Raw genomic sequence first — 498 nt, forward strand, 5'->3', positions numbered from 1 at the left:
CAGACAGAGAGTTTATCGGTGAGCAGTGGTTTACATGGTTAATTGAACAAGACATCAACTTCTGCATTCGTGTTAAAAAAACTTCATTGTCACCAATCATTTAGGAAAGAATCATAAAATTAGTGATTTATTTCGCCATCTTAAAGTTGGTCAAATTGAATGTCGTAAACGACGGATTTTGGTTGGTCGGGTGAAACTATATATAAGTGCACTACAGTTAGAAAATGGAGAGCTTTTACTCGTCGTTTCTCCTCAGTTTAATGCCAATGCTATTCAGGATTATGCATTACGCTGGGAAATTGAAACCTTATTCAGTTGTCTCAAAGGACGCGGGTTTAATCTTGAAAATACGCGCTTGACAGACCCTAGACGAGTGAAAAAATTGATTGCGGTGTTAGCTATAAGCTTCTGTTGGTGTTACTTAACGGGTGAATGGCAACATAATCAAAAAAAAGCGATAAAAATAAAGAAGCATGGACGACTCTCAATGAGTTTATT

1 pseudogene is annotated in these 498 nt (G+C 36.9%); it reads left to right on the top strand.

What is annotated here, in order from left to right:
- Positions 1-498, top strand: a pseudogene (locus tag ACG9ZB_RS16730) (IS4-like element ISAba1 family transposase); the annotation flags it as partial.

The organism is Acinetobacter johnsonii (genome assembly GCF_048551975.1).
Lineage (GTDB): Bacteria > Pseudomonadota > Gammaproteobacteria > Pseudomonadales > Moraxellaceae > Acinetobacter > Acinetobacter johnsonii_A.